The sequence below is a fragment of the Neoroseomonas lacus genome (assembly GCF_014644535.1).
Classification (GTDB): Bacteria; Pseudomonadota; Alphaproteobacteria; order Acetobacterales; family Acetobacteraceae; genus Neoroseomonas; species Neoroseomonas lacus.
In genome coordinates, this window is record NZ_BMKW01000011.1 from 241,215 (window position 1) to 261,193 (window position 19,979).

A 19,979-nucleotide genomic window follows, 5' to 3' on the forward strand; every position below is an offset into this window, starting at 1 on the left:
ACCAAGGAGGAACCACCAAATGAAACTTTCGCTTCCCCTGCTGGCGGGTGCGTTGTTCGCTGCAACGCCCGCCTTCTCCCAGGCACCCATCCCCGTCGGTCACCTGATGGACAATTCGGGCCCGACGTCAGATGTCGGCGTACCTTACGGCCAGGGCGTTGCCGACACGCTGAACTGGGTGAACCAGACGCGCCATGGTGTTGCCGGCCGACCTCTTGCCGTCTCGGGCTTCGACTACGGGTACCAGGCGCCACGTGCGGTCAGCCAGTATCAATCCTGGGCCCAGCGGGAACGGGTCGTCGCAATCCAGGGCTGGGGTACGGCGGATACCGAAGCCCTGGTCCGTTTCGTCACACGTGACCGCATTCCTTACATTTCCGCCTCGTATTCCGCCGCCTTGACGGACGCTGGCGGACAGTCCGGTCGCCGCGGGGTCGAGCCCGCCCCGTTCAACTTCTTTTATGGCCCATCCTACTCGGATGCGCTGCGTGGCATGCTGCAATGGGCCGCCGAGGACTGGCGTGCGCGCGGCCAACAGGGACGGCCGCGCTACGTGCATATGGGGGCGAACCATCCCTACCCGAATAGCCCGAAGGAAGCTGGTGAGGCGCTCGCGCGGGAACTCGGCTTCGAGGTTCTGCCGGCAATCCAGTTTGCCCTGACGCCAGGTGACTACACGGCGCAGTGCCTGACGCTGAAGAACCAGGGCGCGAATTATGCCTACCTTGGCAATACGGCGGGCTCGAACATATCCGTCCTGCGGGCCTGCCAGACGGTTGGCGTGCAGGTGCAGTTCCTCGGCAATGTATGGGGGATGGATGAAAACGCGATGAAGGCTGCCGGTACCGCGGCCAATGGCGTCGTCTTCCCGGTGCGGACCGAGGCTGTCTGGGGTGGCAGCGGTCCCGGCATGGATACAGTCCGCGCAATCAGCCGCGTGTCGGATCCGACGGGCAATGTTTACCGACCCGTGCATTATCTGGCCGGCGCCTGCGCCGCCATGCTGATGGTCGAGGCAATGGAGACCGCCGCGTCGAATGGCGGACAAGTGACGGGCGAACGGATTCGCGACGGATTCTATGCACGTCAGAACTGGGTGCCGAATGGCTTTCAGGGTGTCTGCACACCGTCAACCTTCGCCGCGACCGACCATCGCGGGACGATGCGCGTCTCGCTCTATCGCGCCCGCGTGACCGACAATGCGGGCCAGGGTTCACTTCAGGAACTGGTCACGGCCGGGGCGATGGCCCTCGAACCGGTTGCCGCCATCGACTTGCCGCGTCGGGCGGATTGGCTCGGCTGGTGACGGCGGATCCGGTCGCGCTGGCGACGGGGACGCGGGGGGATACCTCCGCGTCGCCCCTTCTCGAAGTGAAGAACATCGAGGTGGTCTACAACGAGGTAATCCTCGTGCTGCGCGGCCTTTCGCTGACAGTGCCGAAGGGACAGGTCGTGGCGCTGCTCGGGGCCAATGGCGCCGGCAAATCCACGACCTTGAAGGCGGTCTCCGGCCTGTTGAGGACGGAAGAGGGTGAGGTAACGCGCGGCGACATCGTCTTTGATGGCGAACGCATCAACGGCATCAATCCAGACCAGATCGTGCGCCGCGGCATCTTCCAAGTGATGGAAGGCCGCCGCATCATCTCTGACATGACGTGCGTGGAGAACCTTCGCCTCGGTGCCTTCACGCGCAGCGACCCCGGCGTGAAGCACGACATCGACATGGTGTTCGACTACTTCCCACGCCTGCGTGAACGGACCGGACTTGCTGGTTACCTCTCGGGCGGCGAGCAGCAGATGCTGGCCATCGGTCGTGCGCTGATGGCGCGACCGCGACTGATCCTCATGGATGAGCCTTCGATGGGCCTCTCACCTCTGCTGGTGAAGGAGGTCTTCGGGATCATCAGGCGGCTCAATCGCGATCTGGGCATCACCATCCTGCTCGTTGAACAGAACGCGCGCATGGCACTGTCGGTCGCGACCTACGGCTACATCATGGAGCAAGGGAAGATCGTTCTGGACGGCGACGCCGCAGCGCTCGCCGAAAATGAGGATGTGAAGGAATTCTATCTCGGGGGTCATGGTGCGGACCGAAAGTCCTTTCGCAACCTGAAATCGTACAAGCGGCGGAAGCGCTGGCTGTGACCGTGACTGCCCTGCTGCCACCCGCCGAAAGCTATGAAGATCTCGTCGCGCGCTTCCGCTGGCGTATTCCAAGCGTCTTCAACATCGCCGATGCCTGCTGCGACCGTTGGGCGGATGGTAGCGGCCGGATTGCCTTACTTCACGTGTTGGCGAACGGAAGTCAGGTGGGTCTCACATTCGACGCGCTGAAGGCGGCCTCCTCGCGGCTCGCCAATGTACTGAAGGCGCGGGTCGTCGGGCGAGGTGACCGTGTCGCCGTGCTTCTGCCGCAGGGACCGGAAGCGGCGATAGCGCATTTGGCCATCTATCGGCTTGGTGCGATCGCGGTTCCGCTTTTCCAGCTATTCGGCCCGGATGCGCTGGAATTCCGGCTCCGTGACTCCGGTGCCTCGGCTTTGGTCACGGATGATTTTGGCCTCGCCAAGCTCAACGGGATCCGCGACGCGTTGCCGGATCTCCGGGTGATTCTCTGTGTCGAGGGCGAGCGACCAGGCGTGCTCTCCCTTTGGGGGGAGATGGAGCGAGCCCGCGATGATGCCGCGACCGTCGAGACCGCGGCCGACGACCCGGCGCTGATCATCTACACTTCCGGCACCACCGGAGCACCCAAGGGGGCGCTGCTGCCGCATCGTGTACTGCTCGGTCATCTGCCCGGCGTGGAAATGCCGCAGGAGCGATTTCCAAAACCCGGCGATCTGTTCTGGACACCGGCGGATTGGGCGTGGATTGGCGGCCTGCTCGATGTCCTGTTGCCGTCACTGTACCACGGCGTTCCTGTGCTCGCGCATCGCATGGCGAAGTTTGAACCGGAGCATGCGTTTCGGCTGTTGGCGCGGCACGAAGTACGTAATGCTTTCTTGCCACCGACCGCTTTGCGGATGATGCGCCAAGTCAGTGCACCGATGCGCTTTGGTCACCGCATGCGCAGCATCGGTAGCGGTGGCGAGACGCTGGGCGCGGAGGTACTGGAATGGGGGCGCAGTGCCTTCGGATTTACCATCAACGAATTCTATGGGCAGACCGAATGCAACCTGGTCGTCGCCAATTGTGCCGGACTGATGCCCGCTCGGCCGGGTTCGATGGGCCGCGCCGTACCGGGGCATGAGGTCGCGATCCTGGATGGCGCGGGTGCCCCGCAGGCCGTTGGCGAACCGGGCATCATCGCCATTAGGCGGCCGGATCCGGTGATGTTCCTTGGCTACTGGAACAACACGGCGGCGACGGCGGCGAAGTTTAACGGCGACTGGCTGCTCACCGGCGATAGCGGCGTGAAGGATAGTGATGGCTTCTTCCGCTTCATCGGCCGTGCGGACGATGTCATCAATTCCGGCGGATACCGGATTGGGCCGTCGGAAATCGAAGACTGCCTGCTTCGACATCCTTCCGTCGCCATGGCGGCGGTGATTGGTCTTCCGGATGTGTTGCGCACCGAAGCCGTGACGGCAGTGATTGTGCCGAGGCCCGAGGTCGAGCCCAGTCCGAGCCTGGCCAGCGAGATTCAGAACTTCGTCCGCAATCGTCTTGCCGCACATCTTTATCCGCGCCGGGTCGTATTCGCCGAGACCCTGCCGATGACGGCGACCGGCAAGGTGATGCGATCGACGCTACGACAAACGCTTGGCGCCGGCACCGCGCCGGCTGATCCTTGATGGCGAGGTGACCCTATGCCCGCGAACCAGATTCCGACGCTCGATTTCAATCTCGGCGACGAGGTGGATATGCTGCGCGACAGCGTCCGTTCCTTCGCCGATGAACGCATCGCGCCGATCGCCGCCGAGATCGACCGCACGGACGAATTCCCGCGGCATCTGTGGCCTGAGATGGGCGCCCTTGGACTGCATGGCATCACGGTCGAGGAGGAGTATGGCGGCGCCAATATGGGCTATGTCGCCCATTGCGTTGCGATGGAGGAGGTAAGCCGCGCTTCCGCCTCTGTCGGCCTCTCCTATGGTGCGCATTCCAACCTTTGCGTGAACCAGATTCGCCGCTGCGGCACGGAGGACCAGAAGCGCCGCTACCTGCCAAAACTCATTTCCGGTGAGCATCTGGGCGCTCTGGCGATGAGTGAGCCCGGGGCAGGCAGCGACGTGATCAGCATGAAGCTGCGAGCCGATAAGCGTGGTGACCGTTATGTGCTGAACGGCACCAAGATGTGGATCACCAACGCACATTATGCCGAGACGATCGTGGTGTACGCCAAGACCGATCCAGGCGCGGGGCCAAAGGGCATCACCGCCTTCATCGTGGAGCGGGATTTCAAGGGTTTCCGGCCGGCGCAAAAGCTCGACAAGCTGGGCATGCGCGGTTCGCCCACCAGCGAACTGGTGTTCGAAGATTGCGAGGTGCCGGAAGAAAATGTTCTCGGTCAGGTGGGCGGCGGCGTTCGCGTCCTGATGTCGGGGCTCGACTATGAACGTGCGGTTCTCGCCGCGGGACCGCTGGGCATCATGCAGGCCTGCCTGGACCTGGTCGTTCCCTATGTCCATGAGCGCAAGCAATTCGGACAGGCGATCGGCGAGTTCCAACTGATTCAGGCCAAGCTCGCCGATATGTACACGCAGCTCAGCGCCTGTCGTGCCTATGTCTATGCCGTGGCGCGCGCCTGTGATCAGGGACGCACCTCGCGCAAGGATTCGGCCGGTGCGATTCTGTTCGCGGCGGAAGCGGCGACCAAGGCCTCGCTTGACGCCATCCAGATCCTGGGAGGCAATGGATATATCAATGACAATGCGACCGGGCGGCTGCTGCGCGATGCGAAGCTCTATGAGATCGGCGCCGGCACCAGTGAAATCCGCCGCATGCTGATCGGCCGCGAACTCTTCAAGGAAACGGCGTGAGCCACATCCTCTCCTCCTCTGTCGATCCGCGTTCGGCGGAATTCCGTGCCAATGCCGCGACGATGCGCGGGCTCCTCGACAGCCTTGCGGAACGCGCCCATGTCGCTGCGGCGGGTGGACCGCCAGCAGCAAGGGAGAAGCACGTCGCGCGCGGCAAACTGCTGCCACGTGAACGGGTCGAGCGGTTGCTCGATCAGGGGGCGCCGTTTCTCGAACTGTCTCCGCTCGCGGCTTATGGGATGTACGGCGGAGAAGTGCCCGGCGCAGGAATGATCACGGGCATCGGGCGCGTTGCCGGTCGTGAATGCGTCATTGTCGCCAATGATGCCACCGTGAAGGGCGGCACCTATTTCCCGATGACCGTCAAGAAGCACCTCCGCGCCCAGGAGATCGCGGCGCAGAACCGGCTGCCTTGCATCTACCTGGTTGATTCCGGCGGGGCGAACCTGCCGAACCAGGACGAGATCTTCCCCGATCGAGATCATTTCGGCCGCATTTTCTACAATCAGGCGCGCATGTCCGGTACAGGCATCGCGCAGATCGCAGCTGTGTTGGGCTCTTGTACAGCGGGCGGCGCTTATGTCCCAGCCATGTGCGACGAGGCCGTGATCGTGCGCGAGCAGGGCACGATCTTTCTCGCCGGCCCGCCATTGGTGAAGGCAGCGACGGGCGAGGTCGTCAGCGCGGAGGATCTTGGCGGCGCGGATGTGCATACGCGCCTTTCGGGCGTGGCAGACCATTATGCGGCCGATGACATGCACGCACTTGGCATGGTCAGACGCATCGTTGGCAATTTGGGGGCTGCAACGCGGGCAACGCTGGAGGTGCGTGCTCCGCGACCACCGCGCCACGATCCGGCGGAACTGCATGGCATCATTCCGCCCGATCTGCGGACGCCGTTCGACGCTCGGGAGATCATCGCCCGGATCGTGGATGGCTCCGAACTCGACGAGTTCAAGCATCGCTACGGAACGACGTTGGTTTGTGGCTTTGCGCGCATCTGGGGCATGCCGGTCGGCATTCTTGCCAATAACGGCATCCTCTTCTCGGAATCCGCCCAGAAGGGTGCGCATTTTGTGGAGCTGTGCTGCCAGCGCGGCATTCCGTTGCTGTTCCTGCAGAATATTGCCGGCTTCATGGTAGGACGAAAATACGAAGCGGGTGGCATCGCGAAGGACGGGGCGAAGCTTGTCACCGCCGTTGCCTCGGCCAATGTGCCGAAATTCACCGTCATCACAGGTGGTTCCTTCGGCGCAGGCAATTACGGCATGTGTGGTCGAGCCTATTCGCCGCGGTTCCTGTTCACCTGGCCCAACTCGCGCATCTCTGTCATGGGCGGCGAGCAGGCGGCGAGTGTGCTGGCGACGCTCCGGCGGGACAATATCGAGGCGCGCGGCGATAACTGGAGCGCTGAGGCCGAGGAGGCCTTCAAGGCACCCGTCCGCGAAAAGTACGAGCGGGAGGGCGATCCGTATTACGCAACCGCGCGCCTTTGGGATGACGGCATCATTGATCCCGCTGATACGCGTGATGTTCTTGGCCTCGCCATGTCGGCGGCGATGAATGCTCCAATCGAGGAGACACGCTTTGGCGTGTTCCGCATGTGACCGGGATGTTCCGAACCTTGCTGGTCGCCAATCGCGGCGAGATAGCGTGTCGTATCATGCGCACGGCGCAACGCATGGGTATCCGCTGCATTGCGGTGTTCAGCGAGGCTGATGCAGGAGCGATGCATGTTGCCCTCTCGAATGAGGCGCATCCGATCGGCCCCGCCGCGGCGCGTGACTCGTATCTGCGGGCGGATCGCATCATCGAGGTGGCACGCGCCACCGGTGCCGAGGCAATTCATCCCGGCTATGGTTTCCTCTCGGAGAATGCGGACTTTGCCGACGCCTGTGCCGCGGCGGGGATTGCGTTCATCGGCCCGCCCGGCGCTGCGATCCGGGCGATGGGCAGCAAGGCGGAATCCAAGGCGCTGATGGTCGCGGCCGGGGTGCCGGTCGTGCCCGGCTATCACGGTGAGGATCAGTCCGCGGAGTGCCTCGCCGCTGAAGCCGCACGCATCGGCTTTCCCGTCCTGATCAAGGCGAGTGCGGGCGGCGGCGGGAAGGGGATGCGCCCGGTCTTCAGCGCAGCCGATTTCCTCGACGAACTTGCGGGCGCACGGCGGGAGGCAAAGGCTGCCTTTGGTGACGATCGCGTACTGCTCGAGCGCTATCTCCAGAAGCCGCGCCATGTGGAAGTGCAGGTCTTCGCTGATCAAGCCGGGCGAACGGTGCATCTGCACACGCGGGATTGTTCGGTGCAGCGCCGTCACCAGAAAGTGCTGGAGGAGGCGCCCGCGCCCGGCCTGTCCGATGCGCTGCGCGACCGATTGCATGTGGCGGCGATCGCGGCGGCACGTGCTGTTGGCTATGTGAATGCCGGCACGGTCGAGTTCATCGTCGAGGGCGAGGACGCCTTCTTCATGGAGATGAATACCCGGTTGCAGGTCGAGCATCCGGTAACCGAGATGATCACCGATCTCGATCTGGTGGAGTGGCAATTGCGCGTCGCGGTTGGCGAATCCTTGCCGGAACATTGGCCACCGCAGGCGGAGGGTCATGCTGTGGAGGTTCGACTTTATGCCGAGGATCCGGGCCAGGATTTCCGGCCCTCCGTCGGGACGCTCCGACGTTTCGCGATGCCTGCGCCGACCAGTCAGGTCCGCACCGACACCGGCGTGCGCGGCGGCGATGCGATCACGCCGCATTACGATCCGATGATCGCCAAGGTTATCGCCGCCGGGAGCGACCGCGCGACGGCGCTGCACCGGTTGGCGGCTACGCTTGCGCAAACGCAACTCGGCGGACTGACGACCAACCTCGCCTTCCTGCGCCGCTTGGTGTCACATCCGGCGATGGGGGCTGCGGAACTCGATACCGGCTTCATCGCCCGGCATAAGGCGGCGTTGATCCCGCCACCGCAGGAGGCTCCGACCGTTGCACTCGCCGGTTTCGCCGCCGTGTATCTGGAGCGATTGCGACGCGACGCGGCAAGTGCCTCGCCTTGGGATCAGTGCCACGCTTTCCGTCTGTTCGATGCGGCCGAGCACCTGCTGCTGGTGCGTGATGCGGTTCGGCTGCGCCGCATCCGACTGCGCGAGCGCCGCGGCAGCGTCGAGGCATTGGTGGATGACGAACCACCGATCCGCATCGCAGCTGATCCCGCGTTCGTGCCGCGGACTTGCGTTGATGGCGTCTGGTATCCGGCGGCCATTATGCTCGATGACGACGTCGTTGGACTGTCTTTTGCGGGTGGTGACTACGTTCTCCACCTGATCGACCCCTATGCTCCACAGGGTGGAGAGACCGCGGCGGAAGGGCGGCTCTCAGTGCCAATCCCCGGTCGTGTCGTGCAGTTGTTGGTGACCGTCGGCGACCGCGTCGCGCGTGGTCAGGTGATCGCGATTCTTGAAGCGATGAAGACGGAACTGCGGATCACCGCGCCGGCGGATGGAATCGTCACCCATGTCGGCTGTGCCGCGGGCGATAGCGTGGAGGAGGGGACAGAGATCATCACCCTCGCGTCGCCGGGCGAGGGCGCATCGCCTCCCTGATCGGGTGGCGCAGCAACAGCCCGGCGCGTCGAAAGGCACAGCCGAGATGAAGCGCCATGGGCATGGCGCCATAAGCGGACTGCAACGGCAGAAGGCGCAGCAGGGCGGCAAGCGCCTCGCTGCGTGCGCCGCGCTGGGCCAGTGCGCAGGCCAACAACAAGGCCGCCTCCTGCGGCGCCACACGTGGGCAAAGAGGACAGCCCGCGGCGATCGGCGCGACGCGCAGCAGGGCATCGAGGGGCAGGGCGCTGAAGCCGGCATCCTCCGTCGCCAGGATCATCGCGGCGGCCGGCAGGGGCGGCGTGCCGGCGCGCGCCGCGGCGTGCCAGGCGCGCAGGGCATCCAGCAGTAGGCGTTCCTGGGGAGGCAGGTCGTCTGTCGCGGCGCCGGCCCAGGGCCAGTCGGGAAGTCCGCTGATCGCCATGTGAGGTCCTCTCGCTGCGTCCGCCAGGGGTAGCGCAAGTGAGAATGAGTCGCAACAACTCTTTCATCAATGAAAATCCCGGCTCGACGGCAGGCGCAACCTGGGCTGGGTATCGCGGCGGTAGTCCGGATGCTGGACCTCATCCGCGCGTGCCATGGCGCCGTCCCAACGCGCTTCGTCCAGGTGATGCAGCGTCGCCAGAAGGTCCGTGCGGTCACTGACCCGGCGAACCAGCAGGTGGATGATGGGGACTTCGGAAGTGTCGTGCCGCTCCACGGTTCCCTCCGCGAGAATCAGCTTTGCGGCGACGACCGTGGCGCGGAAGCGCTCCGCGATGTCAGGATACATGATCAGGTTGGCGATGCCGTGCTCGTCCTCGATGGTGAAGAACACCACACCCTTGGCGCTGCCGGGGCGCTGCCTCACCAGTACTAGGCCTGGCAGCCACAGCGAACGACCCTGCGGCGCGGCGGCCAGGGCACGCGTGTCGGCAAGGCCCAGCGCATCCAGCTGCGACCGCAACAGTTTCATCGGATGGGCGCGCAGCGTCAGCCCCGTGCCGGCATAGTCGAGCACCGTCTGCTCACCGGCCGTCGCGCGCGGCAGGCGTGGCGCCGTCTCGGCGCCTTCATGTGCGGCGAGCGGCGGCGCGGGGGCCGACAGTGCCGCAGTATCCCAGAGCGCGGCACGTCGATCGCGACCAAGGCCGCGAAAAGCATCCGCTCCGGCCAGCGCTTCCAGCGCGCTGCGGTCGATCGGCGCGCGGCGCGCGAGGTCGGCGATCGAGACGAAGGCGCCCCTCGCCGCGCGTTCCTTTGCAAGGTTCGTCACGACGTCCTGCGACAGTCCCGAGACCAACCGAAGACCAAGCCGCAGCGCCAGCCCTTCCGCGCTGCCCGGCGCGGCTTCCAGCGTGCAGTCCCAGTCGCTGTGGTTGGCGTCGATCGGCCGGATCTGCACGCGATGGTTCCGCGCATCCCGCACGATCTGTGCCGGCGCGTAAAAGCCCATCGGCTGGCTGTTCAGCAGCGCGCAGGCGAAGACGGCCGGGTGATGGCACTTCACCCAGGCGCTGGCATAGACCAGCAGAGCGAAGGACATGGCGTGGCTTTCGGGGAAGCCATAGCTGCCGAACCCCTCGATCTGCTGGAAGCATCGTTCAGCGAAATCCTGCGGATAGCCGCGCCGATGCATGCCGGCGATGAACTTCTCGCGGAACGCCGCGACCTTGCCCTCGTCGCGGAAGGTCGCCATGGAGCGGCGCAGCGCATCCGCCTCGGTCGGCGTGAAGCCGGCGGCGACGATGGCGATGCGCATGGCCTGTTCCTGGAACAGTGGCACGCCGAAAGTGTGCTTCAGCACGGCCCTCAACTCATCCGGGTCGCCATCGGTCGGAGAGGGGATGGTCGCATCTTCAAGCCCGTCGCGGCGGCGCAGATAGGGATGCACCATATCGCCCTGGATCGGCCCAGGCCGGACGATCGCCACCTCCACCACCAGGTCATAGAATTCTCGTGGCTTCAGGCGCGGCAGCATGTTCATCTGCGCGCGGCTTTCCACCTGGAAGACGCCGATCGCGTCCGCCTTGCACAGCATGTCATAGACCCTCGGGTCCGTGGGCTTCAGGTCGGGCAGCCGGATGCGCTTGCCATGATGCCGTTCGATCAGCTCGAAGCCACGCCTCAGGCAGGTCAGCATGCCGAGGCCGAGCACATCCACCTTCAACATGCGCAGTGCCTCGATGTCGTCCTTGTCCCATTCGAGGGTGGTGCGGTCCGCCATCGACGCATTGGACACGACGGCGAGTTCGACGAGCGGCCCTTCGGTGATCACGAAGCCGCCGACATGGGTGGAGAGATGGCGGGGAAAGTCCTGGATCTCCTCCGCAAGCTCCAGCGCCATGGCAAGCCGCGGATCCCCCGCTGCGTCCAGACCCTGTTCCGCGGCGACCTCCGTCATGTCGCGATCCCCGCGTGGACCCCAGACGGATTTGGCGAGCCCCGCCGTGACATCCTCGGTCAGGCCAAGCGCCTTGCCGACTTCCCGGATCGCGCTGCGCGGACGGTAGCGCGCGAGCGTGGCGCAAAGTGCGGCGCGCTCGCGGCCGTAGCGTTCATAGATGTGCTGGATCACCTCCTCGCGTCGCTCATGCTCGAAATCCACGTCGATGTCGGGCGGTTCATTGCGCGCGGTCGAGAGGAAGCGGGCGAAGAGCAGGTCATGTGTCTCGACGTCCGCAGCGGTGATGCCGAGCACGTAGCAGACCGCCGAATTCGCCGCCGAGCCGCGCCCCTGGAACAGGATGCCCTTGCTCGCCGCGAAACGGACGATCTCATGCACCGTGAGGAAATACGGCGCGTAGTCGAGCTGCGAGATCAGCGCGAGTTCCTCGTCAAGCAGCCGACGCAGCTTCGCCGAAGGGCCATCCGGCCAACGGGAAGCCAGTGCCTCGGCGATGCGCGCTTGCAGTGTCTGCTGCGCCGTGCGGCCGACATCGAGGACCTCCTGCGGATACTCGTAACGCAGCTCATCGAGGCTGAAGTGGCAGGCCTTCACCACGCGTTGCGTGTTGGCGACGGCCTCCTCATGGCCATGGAACAGCCGCAGCATTTCGGCGGGTGGTTTCAGATGTGCCTCGGCGTTCGCTTCGGCTGCGAAGCCAAGCGCATCGACCGTGGTGCGGAGACGGATGGCGGTGAGCACGTCCGCGAGGCGCCGCCGTGCCGGGGTGTGATACCGCGTGCCGCCGGCGGCGAGCAGCGGTACGCCAAGCCGCACCAGCGCATCGAGTCGCCGCCGGTCGTCGCCGCGAAAGCGATGCGAGACGGCACAGAACAGCGGCAAGGCGAGGTGCGGCCGCAACGCCATGGCATCGGCGCGCAGCCGGGCTGCGAAGTCATCGCCGCCTTCGTCCGGCGCGATCATCGCCATCACACTGCCTGAGGCATGGGCGATCAGCGCGTCGCGACCGATGCGGCATTCGCCCTTCGGCGATGCCATCCGCCCTGCCGAGAGCAGCCGCGTCAGCCGCCCCCAGGCAGTGCGATCAGTTGGCCAAGCCAGGTACTCGCTGCCATCGGTCAGGCAGAGACGCGTGCCGGGCAGGAAGCGCAGGCCATGTTCCCGTGCCGCCACATGCGCCCGCACCACGCTGGCGAAGGCATTGCGGTCCGCCACGCCGATCGCGGCATGGCCAAGCGCCTTAGCCGCCGCGGCCAATTCATGCGGATGCGACGCTCCACGCAGGAAGGAGAAGTTGGTCAGCGCGCCGAGCTCGGTGAATTCGGTCATGGCAAATGGCCATGCAGGGCCCAGCGCGCTTCCGTCCCGGCTTCAGCCAGGCCGATGCGGCAGACCCACAGGCGCGCGCCGGACACCAGTTCGACCCGGTAGTAGTCGCGCAACTTACGGCCCGACCGGTCGCGCCACCATTCGGGTTCAAAACGCTCCGGTCCCTCGGCACGGACCACGCGCAAGGCCTGCCGCCCGATCCGCAGCAGGGAGGGTGGTGCATCCGGCAGCAATGCCACGGCCGCTATATAAGGTGGCCGGCGGAGCAGCCGGACCGGGCGCGGCCGGACGGCCCAGCTTTCCGGCGTCTCCATCGGCTCGAAGGCATCGATGCGGCGGACCGCCCGTTCGGGCCAGTGGGAGGCCTGCGGCGCCAGCCGCCAGACGGCGACCCGTTGCGACAGGCGGTCGATCAGCTGCGCCAGTTCTTCCCGCCGCGTCATGCGCCCGGCCGTGCCCAATCCACCCTGCACCCCGGTCAGCGAATCGGTCACCGGCGCTTCGAGCGTGACCCGGTCGAAGCCGCATTCCGGTGCGAGACTTTCCAGTTTCCCATGGAACAGCCGCATGAGATGCGCCGGGTCGCGCGAGGCCAGGCCGGTGCCGATCGCGATTTCCTGCACCGCGCCATCCACCCGGGATGTCCGCAGCAGCATCCGCCGGGCGCCGAGCCCGGTATCCCGCAAGGCGCGGCATAGATCGTCCAGCAGGCCGCCGAGGGCGGCCTCGATCCCCTCCCGCGTCACCACCGGATCGGCGAAGTCCCGCGACACGGCCATTTCGGGTGGCGGGCGAATCGGTGCGATCGGCCGCGTGGCATGGCCCAGTGCCTCGTCCAGGCTGCGTGCCAGCCCGGCGCCGAAGCGCCGCACCAGCCCGGCCCGCGGCTGCGCCGCCACGCTGCCGACATCCCGAAGCCCGAGGCCCTGCAGGGCGCTCACCAGCGCCGGTTGGAGATTGAGGGCGGCCAATGACAGCGGTGCGACCGTTGCCTGCTCCCGCCCCGGCGGCACCAGGCCGCTCCAGCCGGCCCGCACCAGCGCGACCGCCACGCCGGCCGCGCCCGCCACGGCGCCGATGGCCGATAGGCCCATGCGGGCCAGCCGCCCCAGCACTTCCGACCGCATGGCGGCCTCGCCGCCGAACAAATGCTCCACGCCGGTGATGTCGAGCACCAGCCCGTCATCGCCTTCCAGCCCGACCAGTGGCGTGAAGCGCAGCGCCCAAAGCGCCAGCCGTTCCAGCGCGGCGGCATCCCCGGCTGGATCCTCCGGCGCCAGCATCACCTCCGGCAGGATTGCCTGGGCATCCGCGAGCGCCTGGCCTTCCCGTAGCCCGGCCGCTTCGGCTTCGGCACTCACTGACACGACATGCCGACGCGATCCGTGCTGTGCCCAGACGGCGACCGGACCGGGGCGGCGCAGGCGCTCAACGCGAAAGCGTGGGAGGAGGAGGGCGAGGATACGGCGTGGTGTCGGGGCAGCGGAGGGTTCTGCCCAATGGAGCCCCAACGGAGAGGTAGAGGCCTCCCTGGCCTGTAAGCGCGAGGCGGGCGTGGTCGCGACAACGGAGCCGCGTACGGTGCCCTCCAGAGAAGCCAGCAAATCATCCGGCGCGCTGGGGGCATGTCGGCCGCCGGTTGGGGAGACCGTGGGATCGTCCCCCGGCGGCATGCCCAAACGCGGCGGCCCGCAGCAACGCCGCCTCATGCCCGCCTCCGCGCCGGGGCGTTGCGCCTCGCCCCATCCTCCGTCACCAGATTGGCTTGGCCTTCATGCCAGGTGGCGCGCCAAGCGCCGCCGCGCCCCCCGCGACAGCGCAGCAGGTCGAGGCTCCAGGCCGGGTCGCCGAGTTCATGCGCGCTCTGGCTGTCGGAGGCGATGGCGCCGATTCGCCAACGGGTCAGGGCGGCGGTCGGCGCCGCGCTGTCCTCATCCGGCCGCAGCAGCAGACCGAGCACGCCACCGGCTTCGGCGGCGAGTTGCAGACGGCGGGCGGCGGTCAGGTCGAGTTCGTCGGCCACCAGCAACGCAGCGCCGACGGCCGAACAGCGCAGGGTTTCCTCCATGGCCCAGAGCGCGTCCTGCCGGCGCGGTGCGCGCACCAGCACGAGCTGGGCAGGGGAAAGGCCAAAACGGGCGAGGCCCGGCGGCCAGGCATCGGGTTCCGGAGCAATCCACAGCACGGTGCCGCCGGCACGTGCCAGCACCAGCGCTGCGAAACCGGCGGCCGCGCCTGGCTCGGCGGCGAGGATCTCATGCAGGGCGGCGCGCGGCAGGCCACCCCAGGGCAGGCCGGCATCAATGGCTGCGGCGAGGGGGATGGCATTCTCGCCCCGTGCCGCCAGGGCTTCGGATGCGCCAGCGCGCTCCATCCGCGCAATGCGGGCGCGCAGCGCGGAGATCAGGGCGGGGCGGTCGAGCGGGGCTTGGGTCGGGGGAGTGGACATGGCCGGGGGGAGGGCCGCTAATGTTCGCTCTATGTTCTCGTATCGACCGGCCCAAGGTCAAGGTCTGTGGAGGTTTTCGCTTTGAATGCGCCATGCAGGCCAAGGATTTCTGCCAGCAAGCCATTCAGGAGAAAGGGTTTCCTGCCCCTTGTTCAACCTATCGCGGCACCCGACCATGAAAGGATATTCGTGCGAAGGAACGCCCCATGATGGATGCAATCCAGCCCTCTGCCAGCGGCATCGTGGACGGCTTCGAGGGCGCGGTCGGCAACACGCCGCTGATCCGCCTGCGCCGGGCCAGTGAGGCGACGGGCTGCGAGATCCTCGGCAAGGCGGAGTTCATGAACCCCGGTGGGTCAGTGAAGGACCGCGCCGGGCTCGGCATCATCCTTGACGCCGAAAAACGCGGGCTACTTACCCCCGGCAAGCCGGGCACCATTGTCGAAGGCACCGCGGGCAATACAGGCATTGGCATCACCCTGGTGGCCAATGCCCGCGGCTACCGGGCGGTGATCGTGGTGCCGGAGACGCAGAGCCGCGAGAAGATCGACTTCCTGCGTATGATCGGCGCCGATCTGCGCCTGATCCCGGCCAAGCCTTATTCCGACCCCGGCAACTACGTCCATTACAGCCGCCGCCTGGCGGAGGAGATGAGCGCTGTCCACGCCAATCAGTTCGACAATACGGCGAACCGTGCGGCGCATGAGGCGACAACCGGTCCCGAGATCTGGACCCAGACCGATGGCCAGGTCGATGCCTTCACCTGTTCCTGCGGCACGGGCGGGTCGCTCGCCGGCGTTGCCCGCGCGCTAAAGGCGCGGAAGGCCGGGGTACGCATCGTGCTCGCCGACCCGATGGGCAGTGCGCTGTATTCCTGGGTGAAGACCGGCACGCTGAAGGCCGAAGGCAATTCCATCACCGAGGGCATCGGCCAGGCCGCCCGCGTGCCGGGTAACCTCGAACCTGACCGCGCGCTGATCGACGACGCCGTGCAGGTGACGGATGAGGAAGCGCTCGAACAGGTGTTCGACCTGCAGATCCATGAAGGCATTTCGATCGGCGGTTCGGCTGGTGTGAATGTCGCGGCGGCCATCAAGGTGGCCAAGGCGCTCGGGCCGGGGCACCGGGTCGTGACCCTGCTGTGCGACGGCGGCGCCCGGTACCAGTCCAAGCTGTTCAATCCTGAATTCCTGCGCGGCAAGGGCCTGCCCGTGCCGTCCTGGCTCGCCTGACGCGTTCTCCTCGGGGGCATCCATGGAAGTGATCGAGCTCGCCCGCACCATCCGCAACCGTGACCCAGCCCGGCCGTCCTGGCCGGAGACGATCCTCTGCTATGCCGGGCTGCATGCCGTGGTCTGGCACCGCATGGCGCACGGGCTGTGGCGGATGGGGCTGAAGGGCCTGGCGCGCTTCGTCTCCCATATCGGTCGCTTCCTGACCGGGATTGAGATCCACCCCGGCGCACAGATCGGCCGGCGCTTCTTCATCGACCACGGCATGGGCGTGGTCATCGGGGAGACGGCGGAGATCGGCGACGATGTGCTGATCTATCACGGCGTTACGTTGGGCGGGCTGTCGGGCAGCCCGGGCAAGCGGCACCCGACGATCGGCAATGGCGTCGCGATCGGGGCGGGGGCGCAGGTACTCGGACCGATCCTGGTCGGTGATGGGGCGCGCATTGGCGCCAATGCCGTGGTGACGAAGGATGTCGCGCCGAATTGCACCGTGGTCGGCATTCCGGCGCGGCCGCCGGCGGGCTCGCCCTGTGCCGACCCGACCGTGGGCTACGGTTTGACCGACCCCGAGGATGATCCCGTCGGTGAACAGCTTGCCGCGATGAGGACGGAACTCGCCACGCTCAGGACCCGCGTTGCCGAGTTGGAGCGGCATCCCGAAACTGCCCGCTGACCCGGCGGGACCTCACATGGAAACGGCCCGCCCCCGATCCGAACCCCCTGCGATGGGACTGGGTGGAGGGCAGGCCGCAACCTATCCGGCCTGATCGATTGAGGCGCGCTTCAGCGCCGACGTGGCATCAAGTCCCACGGCGCGCGGGTGGCTTCTTCCAGCGCCTCGGATCGGCTGATGCCGATATCGGCCAGCATGCGGCGATCCATCTCGGCCAGATGGCGGCGGGTCTCGATGGCCTCGAAGGCGCGGCGCAGCCAAGTGAGCCAAGTCGGGCCTTGTGCGGCAGCGGTCTGAAGCGTCTGGGAAGCGGGCAGGGTGCGTGTCGTCATGGGGCGATCCTCCTGAATGCGCCTGCAAGGAAGATGTAGCCGCCGCACGCATCAGGAAAACGAAATCGCTTGACGGTAAACATCAATATTGTTGATCAATGGGACTGGAGGGCATCCCCATGCTGGCCATACCCCCGGGCATCGATCCCGATTTGCTGCGCTCCTTCGTGCTGATCGCCGAGGGCGGGTCTTTCACCCGGGCCGCCAATGCCGTGGGGCGCACTCAATCCGCTATTTCCATGCAGATCCGCCGATTGGAGGAGACGCTCGGCCAGTCGCTCCTGCTGCGCGGTCCACGTGGGGTGGAGACCACGCCGCATGGGGCTTGGCTGCTGGAGCGGGCGAAGCGGCTGCTCGCTATGCATGACGAGATCTTCGCCACCTTCCGCTCACCGACGGTCTCCGGGACGGTCAGGCTCGGCACGCCGGATGACTACGCGCTGCGCTGGCTGCCGGGTATCCTGGCCCGCTTCGCCGAGGTGCATCCCGCCGTCGAAGTGGTTGTCACCTGTGCGCCGTCCAATGAATTGGTGGAGCGACTGGAGCGCGACGAGATCGACCTGACCCTGCTGTCGGGTGGGAATGAGCGGGCGGGGATGGTGGGGCAGCCGCTGTGGCAGGCCGGGCTGCGCTGGATCGGTTCATCGAACCATGCCGCGCATCGGCGTTCACCCATGCCGCTCGCGACCGCCCAGCCGAGTTGCGTCTGGCATCGTGCCGCGGTGCGCGCCCTCGATGCGGCGGAGATCCCGTGGCGCGTCGCCTATACCAGCACCTCCCAGGCCGGAACCTTGGCCCCGGCGCTGGCGGGGCTGGCGGTGACCATTGGTCTGCCGGGGCCACTGCCGCCAGGCCTGCGCTTCCTCGGGCCCGAGGACGGCATGCCGCCACTGCCCGATTTTGCGATCATCCTGGTGACGGGTGGTGGCGGCGGACCCGTGGTGGAGACCTTGGCTGAGGCGATTCGCGCCGGCTTCGCCGAAGCGGCGGTGACGCAGGCTTGAGCGGCGAAGGCCAGCATGTCATTGCCCTATTGGGCTCCGATCCGAGCCCGAACAGTTTCGGGAGGCTGGCGCATGGATCGCCGTAGGCTGATGGCCCTGACCGGCTCCGATGTGAAGGCTAGGTTCGCGGACCAGGGCAGCGATGGGCTGGCATCCTCCCCCGAGATCTGCAGCTGCTTCCTCGGTTCCGAAGTCGATCAAGGGGCGCGCGTGATCCGCGCCAAGGGCATTACGGCGGATGGCTGAGATGAGCGAGGCTGCCCGTTTCGCGGCGATCATGGAGGAGGGGGCCGCCCTGCGGCACCGGCTCGCCAATGAAGGGGCGGGTTCGGTGATTGGTGTCGTCGATGCCTGCGAGGCATCGATGCGCGCCGGAGGGAAGCTCTTCTTCTGTGGCAATGGCGGTAGTGCGGCGGATGCGCAGCATCTGGCGACGGAATGGCTGGTGCGGCTGCGGTCGAAGGTCGAGCGGCCCTCCTGGCCGGCAATCGCCCTGACCCTCGACCCGACGGCATTGACCGCGGGCGGCAACGACTACGGATTCGACGAGGTGTTCGCGCGGCCGCTCTCCGGCCTGGGTCGGAGGGGGGATGTGCTGTTCGGCATCACCACCAGCGGCAAGTCGCCCAACGTGCTGCGGGCACTGGAGAGGGCGCGCGGCATGGGGATCGTGACGGTCGGTCTGCTGGGGGGCGATGGTGGGCCGGCCAAGGCACTGTGCGACCATCCGTTGATTATCCCGAGCGAGGTGACGGCCCGTATTCAGGAAGCGCACATCACCTTGGGGCATGCGGTGCTGGAATTGCTCGAAGACCGCATGGTCCGCTCATGACAGTGTTGCTGACCGGCGCGGCCGGCTTCATCGGCATGCATGTGGCCGAGGCCCTGCTGGCACGCGGCGATCGCGTGATCGGCATCGACAATCTGAATCCTTATTACGATGTCGGGCTGAAGCGGGCCCGGTTGGCGCGGCTGGAGGCGCAGCCGGGATTTCGCTTCCTCGCGATCGATGTCGCGGATCGGGAGGCGATGCTGGACCTAGCCGAAAGCCAGGCGGAGGTGACGCGAATCGTCCATCTCGCGGCCCAGCCAGGGGTGCGGCACTCGCTGGTGGACCCCTACGCCTATGTGCAGGCGAACGTGATGGGTCATCTGGTGGTGCTGGAACTGGCGCGGCGCCTGAAGCGGCTGGAGCACTTGGTCTATGCGTCCTCCTCCTCCGTCTATGGGGGGAACCACGACCTACCCTTCACCGAGACGGACAGGGTGGACCATCCGGTGTCGCTTTATGCGGCGACCAAGCGGTCCGGCGAGCTCATCAGTGAATCCTATGCCCATCTGTTCGGCCTGCCGCAAACCGGATTGAGGTTCTTCACGGTCTATGGACCCTGGGGACGGCCGGATATGGCGCCGTGGATGTTCTCCGAGGCGATCCTCGAGGGGCGACCGATCACGCTCTATGATGCCGGGCGGTTGAAGCGCGACTTCACGTTCGTGGAGGATATCGCGGCCGGGGTGGTGGGTTGCCTCGATCGCCCGGCGCCGACCGCGCATCCGCGGCTGCTGAACATCGGGAATCACCGCAGCGTGGAAGTGCGGCGCTTCGTGGCCGTGCTGGAAGAGGCGTTGGGCCAGCGGGCCGTGGTGGTCGACACTCCGCGGCCGGCCACGGATGTGCCGGAAACCTTCGCGGATATCGAGGCGATCCGAGCCGTTTGTGGCTACGAGCCGCGTACGCCGATCGAAGCCGGAATCCCTCGCTTTGCGGAATGGTTTCTTTCTTGGCGAAAGAGGGGTTGACCGGGTCATCGAAGGGCCATAAAAGCCCGCTCACGCCGACGATGTAGGGTGTTGACGAGACGGGGATGACCCGGTAAGTTCTTCGCCCCGCTGAGAAAGGTGGGTTAGCTGAAACGGTTTGATGGTGACCTCCCTGAGGTTATCTCGGGTCGGGTTGGTTTTGTTCTTTGACAAGAAAATCGGTTTTGGAA

17 protein-coding genes are annotated in these 19,979 nt (G+C 66.3%); 12 read left to right on the forward strand and 5 right to left on the reverse strand.

The genetic code is table 11. From position 1 onward, the window contains the following. Positions 1-19 precede the first annotated feature (19 nt). From IEY36_RS21920 to IEY36_RS21945, 6 genes are all read left to right on the forward strand, one after another. The gene (locus IEY36_RS21920) at positions 20-1,306 is read left to right on the forward strand and encodes an ABC transporter substrate-binding protein (RefSeq protein ID WP_188970837.1); all 1,287 of its coding nucleotides are present in this window, start codon (positions 20-22) and stop codon (positions 1,304-1,306) included. Further along, the gene (locus IEY36_RS21925; RefSeq protein ID WP_229681490.1) at positions 1,303-2,145 is read left to right on the forward strand and encodes an ABC transporter ATP-binding protein; all 843 of its coding nucleotides are present in this window, start codon (positions 1,303-1,305) and stop codon (positions 2,143-2,145) included. Before IEY36_RS21920 ends, IEY36_RS21925 begins: the two co-directional genes overlap by 4 nt. Continuing rightward, positions 2,142-3,794, forward strand: coding sequence for an acyl-CoA synthetase (locus tag IEY36_RS21930; protein ID WP_229681491.1), 1,653 nt, complete (start codon positions 2,142-2,144; stop codon positions 3,792-3,794). The genes IEY36_RS21925 and IEY36_RS21930 overlap by 4 nt, the downstream gene beginning before the upstream one ends. 15 nt (positions 3,795-3,809) lie before the next feature. Further along, positions 3,810-4,982 carry an isovaleryl-CoA dehydrogenase gene (locus IEY36_RS21935; protein ID WP_188970839.1) on the forward strand — a complete coding sequence of 391 codons (1,173 nt, stop codon included), beginning with the start codon at positions 3,810-3,812 and terminating at the stop codon, positions 4,980-4,982. Between the two features lie 62 nt (positions 4,983-5,044). Beyond that, complete coding sequence (locus tag IEY36_RS21940; RefSeq protein WP_188970914.1) at positions 5,045-6,589, forward strand: carboxyl transferase domain-containing protein; 1,545 nt, start codon at positions 5,045-5,047, stop codon at positions 6,587-6,589. 17 nt (positions 6,590-6,606) lie between these two features. Next, on the forward strand, positions 6,607-8,580 hold the full coding sequence (locus IEY36_RS21945; protein WP_308423194.1) for an acetyl/propionyl/methylcrotonyl-CoA carboxylase subunit alpha: 1,974 nt from the start codon (positions 6,607-6,609) through the stop codon (positions 8,578-8,580). On the opposite strand, the gene IEY36_RS21950 is transcribed toward IEY36_RS21945, so the two are convergent. The 4 genes from IEY36_RS21950 to IEY36_RS21965 all read right to left on the reverse strand — a co-directional run bounded on the left by IEY36_RS21950 (position 8,540) and on the right by IEY36_RS21965 (position 14,744). Then, positions 8,540-9,004, reverse strand: a complete 465-nt coding sequence (locus tag IEY36_RS21950; protein ID WP_188970843.1) for a hypothetical protein — start codon at positions 9,002-9,004, stop codon at positions 8,540-8,542. The two genes, IEY36_RS21945 and IEY36_RS21950, sit on opposite strands and share 41 nt — an antisense overlap. Positions 9,005-9,070: 66 nt before the next feature. After that, complete coding sequence (locus IEY36_RS21955) at positions 9,071-12,295, reverse strand: error-prone DNA polymerase (protein ID WP_188970845.1); 3,225 nt, start codon at positions 12,293-12,295, stop codon at positions 9,071-9,073. Then, complete coding sequence (locus IEY36_RS21960; RefSeq protein WP_308423195.1) at positions 12,292-14,004, reverse strand: Y-family DNA polymerase; 1,713 nt, start codon at positions 14,002-14,004, stop codon at positions 12,292-12,294. The genes IEY36_RS21955 and IEY36_RS21960 overlap by 4 nt, the downstream gene beginning before the upstream one ends. Next, complete coding sequence (locus IEY36_RS21965) at positions 14,001-14,744, reverse strand: ImuA family protein (protein WP_188970849.1); 744 nt, start codon at positions 14,742-14,744, stop codon at positions 14,001-14,003. Before IEY36_RS21965 ends, IEY36_RS21960 begins: the two co-directional genes overlap by 4 nt. Before the next feature lie 209 nt (positions 14,745-14,953). Here IEY36_RS21965 and IEY36_RS21970 point away from each other — a divergent pair, with 209 nt between their 5' ends. After that, positions 14,954-15,976: a cysteine synthase A gene (locus tag IEY36_RS21970; protein WP_373290342.1), complete on the forward strand. Its 1,023-nt coding sequence runs from the start codon at positions 14,954-14,956 to the stop codon at positions 15,974-15,976. Positions 15,977-15,998: 22 nt separating this feature from the next. Next, positions 15,999-16,652, forward strand: a complete 654-nt coding sequence (gene cysE / locus IEY36_RS21975) for a serine O-acetyltransferase (RefSeq protein ID WP_188970853.1) — start codon at positions 15,999-16,001, stop codon at positions 16,650-16,652. A 110-nt stretch (positions 16,653-16,762) separates the two neighbouring features. Here the strand turns inward: cysE and IEY36_RS21980 are convergent, their stop codons facing one another. Continuing rightward, entirely contained in the window at positions 16,763-16,984 is a 222-nt protein-coding gene (locus IEY36_RS21980) for a DUF1127 domain-containing protein (protein ID WP_188970855.1), read from the reverse strand. A gap of 119 nt (positions 16,985-17,103) precedes the next feature. On the opposite strand from IEY36_RS21980, the gene IEY36_RS21985 reads away from it, so the two are divergent. From IEY36_RS21985 to IEY36_RS22000, 4 genes are all read left to right on the forward strand, one after another. After that, positions 17,104-17,988: a LysR family transcriptional regulator gene (locus IEY36_RS21985; RefSeq protein WP_188970857.1), complete on the forward strand. Its 885-nt coding sequence runs from the start codon at positions 17,104-17,106 to the stop codon at positions 17,986-17,988. Positions 17,989-18,060: 72 nt separating this feature from the next. After that, positions 18,061-18,234 carry a hypothetical protein gene (locus IEY36_RS21990; protein ID WP_188970859.1) on the forward strand — a complete coding sequence of 58 codons (174 nt, stop codon included), beginning with the start codon at positions 18,061-18,063 and terminating at the stop codon, positions 18,232-18,234. A 1-nt stretch (position 18,235) separates the two neighbouring features. Continuing rightward, positions 18,236-18,820 (forward strand): D-sedoheptulose-7-phosphate isomerase, encoded by a 585-nt coding sequence (locus tag IEY36_RS21995; RefSeq protein WP_229681493.1) that lies wholly within the window; start codon positions 18,236-18,238, stop codon positions 18,818-18,820. Beyond that, positions 18,817-19,788, forward strand: a complete 972-nt coding sequence (locus tag IEY36_RS22000; RefSeq protein ID WP_188970863.1) for an NAD-dependent epimerase/dehydratase family protein — start codon at positions 18,817-18,819, stop codon at positions 19,786-19,788. The genes IEY36_RS21995 and IEY36_RS22000 overlap by 4 nt, the downstream gene beginning before the upstream one ends. Positions 19,789-19,979 lie beyond the last annotated feature (191 nt).